General features: G+C 43.9%; 4 protein-coding genes. 1 reads left to right on the top strand and 3 read right to left on the bottom strand.

Annotation, left to right across the window (positions count from 1 at the left end):
- Positions 1-37: 37 nt before the first annotated feature.
- Complete coding sequence (locus B9J87_RS03085; protein WP_013856784.1) at positions 38-1,024, top strand: GGDEF domain-containing protein; 987 nt, start codon at positions 38-40, stop codon at positions 1,022-1,024.
- 10 nt (positions 1,025-1,034) lie between these two features.
- On the opposite strand, the gene B9J87_RS03080 is transcribed toward B9J87_RS03085, so the two are convergent.
- From B9J87_RS03080 to B9J87_RS03070, 3 genes are all read right to left on the bottom strand, one after another.
- Positions 1,035-1,889 (bottom strand): EamA family transporter, encoded by an 855-nt coding sequence (locus B9J87_RS03080; RefSeq protein WP_029189817.1) that lies wholly within the window; start codon positions 1,887-1,889, stop codon positions 1,035-1,037.
- A gap of 142 nt (positions 1,890-2,031) precedes the next feature.
- The gene (alr, locus tag B9J87_RS03075) at positions 2,032-3,255 is read right to left on the bottom strand and encodes an alanine racemase (RefSeq protein WP_094149335.1); all 1,224 of its coding nucleotides are present in this window, start codon (positions 3,253-3,255) and stop codon (positions 2,032-2,034) included.
- Positions 3,256-3,309: 54 nt separating this feature from the next.
- On the bottom strand, positions 3,310-4,941 hold the full coding sequence (locus B9J87_RS03070; RefSeq protein ID WP_176429467.1) for a methyl-accepting chemotaxis protein: 1,632 nt from the start codon (positions 4,939-4,941) through the stop codon (positions 3,310-3,312).
- Positions 4,942-5,043 lie beyond the last annotated feature (102 nt).

The raw sequence follows: 5,043 nt of genomic DNA, 5'->3' as shown, positions 1-5,043 counted from the left end.
TTCCTATACTGATCATAAGAGATGTTCGGGAGGGCGCATGGACGATAAAATTCTCCAATCTGTTGTTGAAATTACGGGGCAGAAAAATGCGGTGTCATTGGGTTATTGTGTCATCAGCGCTCTAGTCGAGATGTTGCCTCTGAAATCGGCCTGCTTAGAACATTATATTGGACCTCATTCCTATGTCATTGCAAAAGCTACTATCTGTAGCCGTATACCTGGAAAATTTGAAATTAACTGGGAATATGAGGGCGAGACGGTTCCAAGTTATGAACATAACCATTCTGATATCGAGCCTAAAATAGAAGATTTAGGTACAAACGGATACCATTGCATTTACCCTATTGCGATCAACGATAGTTTTTCTGCTAGGTTGTCTCTGATTCTAAAAGTTCCGCCCAAACAATATCGAATGCTCATTGAAGGCTTTGTTAAAATTTACCAAAATTACGTTTTATTATTGCATGAAAATGAGCGTGACAAGCTGACAGGGTTGTTGAATCGAAGGACGTTAGAGGATAGGTTGCGCCTTAGCTTTGATGTGCTTCCTGAAACGGCGACAGTAGGCTCAGTGATGCCTTGGGTTGCCATCATTGATCTCGACCATTTTAAACGGATCAATGATAATTTTGGCCATCTGATTGGCGATGAAGTTTTGCTCTTGGTGGCTCAGCAAATGCAGAATTTTTTTCTTAATCAAGAACAACTGTTTCGGTTTGGTGGAGAAGAGTTCGTCATTATTTTTCCTGCCAGTGAGTATGAGGTCGTGCTAAACAGAACCGAGAGGTTTAGACAGCACATCGAGCAGTTTCGTTTTCCTCAGGTTCAACATATCACGCTTAGCATTGGTATCTGCTCTATCTCGCCAAGAGAATATCTCTCAACGATTCTAGATAGAGCAGACAAAGCACTCTACTTCGCCAAAAACCACGGCCGCAATCAAGTACAATGTTATGAAGACTTGTTGCGTAGCGGTGTATTCATTGAAAACGAAGAGGGGGACAGTAGTGCCGAACTATTTTGAACGGTTCACCTTATTTCTTCGCCGATAGCGTGCTACCCATTGAGGCAGTGATGATCATCGTAATGGCGATCCATTGCGTTAAGCTTAATTGTTCTTGAAGAATAATTAATCCAGCTAATGCGGCGATGGCGGGCTCTAAGCTCATTAACACACTAAAGTGTTGTGTAGACAAACGCTTTAAAGCCGACATTTCTAGGCAATAAGGTACCGCGCTTGAAAGAATCGCGACAGATAACGCCATAGGCAGTATTGACCACGTAAAAATAGACGCCTCTGATAATACAACGCCGATTGGAAACGCAAACAGGGCCGCAATCGTCATTCCTATCGCAACGGTTGAGCCTCCAGAACCGACACTGCCCGCCCTTTGACCAAACCATATGTAGGCTGCCCAGCATCCGCCGGCCGCTAAAGCCAGTGCAACGCCAATCGGATCAAGTGCATCGACACCCGTTAGATCGGGCAATAAAAAAACAATACCCAAAATAGCAAGCGCAACCCAAATCAGATCTTTTTTGCGTTTAGATGAGAGAAATGCAATGAGTAATGGCCCAGAAAACTCCAACGCAACCCCAATACCAAGAGGAATTCGTTCAATAGCAAAATAGAACATCAGTTGCATGCCACCTAGGCTTGCTCCGTAAATGATCATTGAGCGCCATTGTGAAAGAGAAAGTCGTAACTGCCATGGGCGAAAAATCATTAACAGTATTAATGCAGAGAGACCAACGCGCAGTGCAATTGTTCCACCTGGGCCAACAATAGGAAATAACTGCTTGGCTAGTGACGCGCCAGATTGAATGGTGGTCATGGCCAAGAGTAGAGTTAACACAGCCAAGAATATAGGGGATTTAATCGGTCGCATGCGCATCCATATGAAATAAAAGGAACGAGCCGATTATGCCTGAAAAATAAAGGGGTTAATAGGAACAACGAGCGGTGAATTAAAAGGGGATACCGTGAGTGCAAAACACTCACGGACCAAAAGATAAATAAGTGGGCTTGGCTTAGTGGATGTAGAAACGAGGGTTTGCCGTTCCCCAAATCGTATACAGTTCAGGGAATATGAGCTCTGCATTTTCTTCCAGCTCACTGACAGTGATTCGGCCTTGTTTTTGCGCGCCAAACAAGGTGACTTCCTGATTAGGAAGGACGCCTTTCACATCGGTTACGTCAACCAATGTGGTGTTCATTGAGGTTACTCCAACCACCTTTGCTCGTTGACCGTTAATCAATACGTCACTGCGATTGCCCATTTTTCTTGGGTAACCATCCGAATAGCCAACAGGCAGATTTGCCAAAACACTCTCTTTGGTTACGCGGTATGTACTGTCATAGCCAACGGTGCTTCCTTTAGGAAGATGATGTAATGAGGCAATACGTGTTTTGAATGAGACGATTGACGGATATTCCGGGTTAGTTGGTAAGTCGCCATATAGGACGCCGCCAGGACGTACCATATCAAGTTGTGCTTCCGGTACATTGAGAGCAGTGTAGGAGTTGGCAACATGCAAAATCAGTTCATCGCGTTTTAGGTTTGCTTGCTGAATCAACCAAGCTGAATTGGTATTAAAACTGGCCAACTTGCTGCGGATTTCGTCTGGGTTGTAATTGGGGAAATGCGTCATTATCCCAACAATTTGTATGCCACTTTGAGTAGCAATCGCAATCGATTCTTGTTTTCCTGCATCGGTTGACATATCGATACCATTGCGTCCCATACCGCCATCATTTAATGCCAAATGTACTCTTATCGTTTTACCTTTTTGCTGGCTTAGCTGAGCGAGTTGCTCAGCTTGTATTTTACTACCGATTAGCTCTTCGATATCGAACTCGACACTTTGTGCGATTTCATCAATGCTCGCAGAGCGAACACGCATCAACTGGCCTTTAAACCCGCTCTCACGTACGGCTCTAGCCTCTGCATTACTGGTAATTGCGATACAAGGGATCCCTTGCGCGAGAATAGTTGGCATTAAACCGCGAATACCGTTGCCGTAAGCATCAGCCTTCATCACGGCGCAAATTTTAGTTTGGCTGTTGATGTGGCTCTTAAACTGCTCAATATTTTGTTTGAATTGGCCAAGATCGATCTCAAGCCAAGTATTGGATTGCTGAATTTCTTGTATAGAAGGCTCACTGACGTTAAGGCTTAAAGGTGCAGAAGTCGCTGAAAAAGAGGGTAAAGCCATGGCAATTGACAGTGTAAGAAAAGAGGCTTTGAAATTCATTCTATCTCCTAGGTAAGTAAAAACAAGAAAGCCCCGTTAGGGGCTGACTCTATTTTAGTTAAGTTTGAAACGCCCCATTGCGTCTTGCAATGTGACCGATAATTGACTGAGTTCGTGGCAAGCTTGCGCCGTTTGTTCTGAACCCTGCGCGACTTCTTGTGAAGCCGTATGGATATTTTCAATGTTGCGGCTTAGTTCATCGGCAACGGAATCTTGTTCACTACAAGCGCTGGCGATTTGTGTTCCCATATCCGCAATTTGAGCTACTGAGTTTTCAATTGAAACCATCAATTGCTGCGAGTGGGTTCCTTGAACGACGCAAGAGTCAATGCTGACGCGCGAACGTTCGGTTGCTTCTTTTGCTTCGCCTGCCATGGTTTGTAATTTTTCGATAATGGTTGTGATTTCGCCAGTTGAAGCTTGAGTTCTCCCCGCAAGGGTGCGCACTTCATCGGCAACAACAGCAAAGCCTCGGCCAGATTCACCAGCGCGGGCTGCTTCAATCGCAGCGTTCAGTGCCAATAGGTTTGTTTGCTCAGCGATGTTACGAATAACGTCAAGTACCACGTTAATTTGTGTGGATTGTTGTTCTAAATTTGCAACGGTTTCGCCAGCCTGACCAATAATTGTAGCCACTTGTTGAATGGAGCTCACCATCGCGGCATTGTCTGTCGCACCCTCTTTGGCTTTAGTGTTGGCGCTACTTGCTTGTGATGCTGAGTCTTCCGTGTTGCGTGCTACATCGGCCACTGCGGCTTTCATTTGCGTCATCGCTGTTGCGACTTGTGTGATCTGATATTGCTGCTCTTTCATACCTTGAGCTGAGATATTGGAGATTTGACTCATCTCTTCCACAGCACTGCTCAGTTGTGTTACAGCGGAGATGATCTCTTCGATCAGTTGACGTAAATTGTTCTGCATCTTTTGTGAGGCATCGGCAAGTTCACCTAATTCGTCATTGCCAATAGCATTACGATCGATCTGTTTTGCTAAGTTACCTTCTGCAATCGCGTTTGCTTGGTCAACAACCAAACGCAAAGGCCCACAAATTATGCGAGTCAAGAAGAGGGTGATAATGACCATGACGACGATAATCGAAACATTACTGATACTTGATGAAGTATTCAGTGTGTCAACTGCTTTAAGAATATAGCTTTTGTTACCATCCATTGCTTTTTGCAAGATGCCAATCAGCGTTTTTATGTCGGCTTCAATATGACGAAAATTATCGAGAGATTGGTTTAACAGTTTATGCGCACTATTTTTGTCATTGTTCGCTAAAGCCTGATTGAATTGTGCAATTATGCTGGTGTAACTATCCCAGTCTTTCATTAGCTTTTTAAATGTTTGCTCTTCTTCGCCTGGCCAAACACTTTTTCCATACTGTTTTAAACCTGCATCAATTTCTTGCTGCAATTGGCGGCTAGTCACTAAGCGTTGATTCAGCTCGTTATTATCATCAGTAAGTAAGGAAGCAAATTGCGCACGACGCCAATAGGAGAGTTTATCACCCATTGAATCTACGTGTTGTAGTGCAGGCAGTGTATCGTCGGCAAAATTCACCAACTGACTTTTGACTTCTTGGAGTTCGCTATATAAAAACCAAGCGAAGAGGATGTTGATTAAAGCGATGAGGCTAAATGAGCCTGCAATTTTCTGTCTGATGGATAGATTTTTTAAAAACATGAATGAGTTACCTTTGATTGTTTTTGTCAAAAGTCGCTTGAGCGAACAACATCCATTTACCGACAATGTGATCTACATCCTAATTGGTCGCGGATATTATCA

Origin of the sequence: Vibrio sp. V19_P1S1T109, assembly GCF_002241375.1 — a bacterium.
GTDB lineage: Bacteria > Pseudomonadota > Gammaproteobacteria > Enterobacterales > Vibrionaceae > Vibrio > Vibrio anguillarum.
The sequence above is the reverse complement of the archived record's forward strand: the minus strand, read 5'-3'. Positions and strand labels throughout refer to the sequence as shown.